3 protein-coding genes and 2 pseudogenes are annotated in these 855 nt (G+C 48.7%); 4 read left to right on the forward strand and 1 reads right to left on the reverse strand.

All coding sequences use genetic code 11. The features are described from left to right. From C4F37_RS27135 to C4F37_RS28330, 4 genes and pseudogenes are all read left to right on the forward strand, one after another. A partial coding sequence (locus C4F37_RS27135) for a hypothetical protein (protein ID WP_106106749.1) occupies window positions 1–188 on the forward strand: 188 nt, incomplete at its 5' end. A gap of 9 nt (window positions 189–197) precedes the next feature. Further along, entirely contained in the window at window positions 198–491 is a 294-nt protein-coding gene (locus C4F37_RS27140; protein ID WP_000355700.1) for a hypothetical protein, read from the forward strand. Window positions 492–509: 18 nt separating this feature from the next. Continuing rightward, window positions 510–629 (forward strand): annotated as a pseudogene (locus tag C4F37_RS27145) (tail fiber assembly protein); the annotation flags it as partial. Then, window positions 602–739, forward strand: coding sequence for a nucleocapsid protein (locus C4F37_RS28330; RefSeq protein ID WP_071591511.1), 138 nt, complete (start codon window positions 602–604; stop codon window positions 737–739). The pseudogene C4F37_RS27145 and the gene C4F37_RS28330, both read left to right, overlap by 28 nt. On the opposite strand, the pseudogene C4F37_RS27155 reads toward C4F37_RS28330, so the two are convergent. Continuing rightward, window positions 684–855: pseudogene (locus C4F37_RS27155) on the reverse strand (class I SAM-dependent methyltransferase); the annotation flags it as partial. The gene C4F37_RS28330 and the pseudogene C4F37_RS27155 sit on opposite strands and share 56 nt — an antisense overlap.

The raw sequence follows: 855 nt of genomic DNA on the forward strand, positions 1-855 counted from the left end.
ATGCCGTTCTGGTTGATGAGATTGGTTTTACGTTCAGGGAGACAGATGTTTCTGATGACGGAGAACCAGAATACACGCGAAACGAAGGGTACTTTGTTAATATCCGTCTTCTTGACGATGGATTTGAGGATTCCGTGTTCCGTGAGTGGGTGGTTACACCAGAGCGCCCGCTCAGGGAGTGGTTTTAAGGATAGCAGATGGATATCACGTCGATACTTCATGCGCTTTGTGCCGTGGCGGTGCAGGTACTGGCTGGTCTTTTTACCGGAAACTGGGCTTACGGGGCGATAGCCGGTTGTACGTTCTTCATTGCGCGTGAACACACCCAGGCAGAATATCGCTGGATTGAAATGTTCGGGCATGGCAAGCGGATTAACATGCCGTGGTGGGGCGGTTTTGATCCACGTGCATGGGATGTGGCAAGCCTGATGGATTTTGCTGTGCCGGTGGTGGCGTGTCTGCTGGTCTGGCTGTTGGTTAATCGTGGGTGAAAAAGGTGAGCAGTATATGCAACGAAGGAGGAAACATCATTGCTGGCGGCATGGAAGGCATGCAGGGTGTTGCTGAACCGTGTTGATACATCAACTGCACCTGATATTGAGTGGCCTACGAACCCTGTCAGGGAGTAATCATTGGGATTATGCCGCAGCACGTCTTAAGCAAGAACGTGCTGCGGTTGGATGCTATTTTTTCCCTGAAGCGGAAAACATTACTACAGTACCTTGAATCTTGGTTTTAACATTCTCGAAATGCTCTGAGAGTATATGTGTTAAGCCTTCTTCGGAATCTTTTGTGTTTGAAAAGATGCCTTTCTGATTGTAAATGCGCATCAGTTTTTGACCGAAGCTATTGTGC

Source organism: Escherichia sp. R1 (assembly GCF_003000935.1).
Lineage (GTDB): Bacteria > Pseudomonadota > Gammaproteobacteria > Enterobacterales > Enterobacteriaceae > Escherichia > Escherichia coli.